1 pseudogene is annotated in these 642 nt (G+C 71.7%); it reads right to left on the reverse strand.

Annotation, left to right across the window (positions count from 1 at the left end):
- Positions 1-642: pseudogene (locus HUK84_RS21790) on the reverse strand (VWA domain-containing protein); the annotation flags it as partial.

The following is a 642-nucleotide window of genomic DNA, read 5'->3' on the forward strand; positions in this document are numbered from 1 at the left end:
GTGGCGGTGGCCGGCCGGGGTCAATGCGGGGCGGAAACGCTGCTCGACCATGCCGCCCGCCTCCGGCACGTGCGCCGGCAGGATGTCGCCCACCGGCGTGTCCTGCAGCGATCCCGGGCCCAGGAATTCCGGCCCCCCGATCAGCAGCAGCCCGCCGCCGCCCCGCACATAGTCGGCGATGTTCTCCAGATAGGTCCGCGGCAGGATCGCCCGGTTCTCGAACCCGTCCAGGATGATCAGGTCGAACTGCCCGATCTTCTGCTGGAACAGCTCGCGCACCGGAAAGGCGATCAGCGCCAGGTCCGACAGCGGCGTGCCGTCATCCTTGTCGGGCGGCCGCAGGATGGTGAAATGCACCAGGTCGACCGACGGGTCGGCCTTCAGCAGACGCCGCCAGACCCGCTCGCCCTGGTTCGGCGTGCCCGAGACCAGCAGCACGCGCAGCCGGTCGCGCACGCCGTTGATCCGTACCACGTCCTGGTTGTTCGCGGTCGAGACCTCGCCGGGCAGCGCCGAGGCCGTCAGCCCCACCAGCAGCGGCCCGGGCCGGTTGATCGGCAGGGTGATCTCCTGCGGCGTCCCGGTGCGGATGCGTTCGTGCAGCGGCGCCTCGCCGCCCCGGGTCAGGGTCAGGTCCGCCCG

This window comes from Nguyenibacter vanlangensis, assembly GCF_013376155.1.
In the GTDB taxonomy this organism is placed as follows: Bacteria; Pseudomonadota; Alphaproteobacteria; order Acetobacterales; family Acetobacteraceae; genus Gluconacetobacter; species Gluconacetobacter vanlangensis.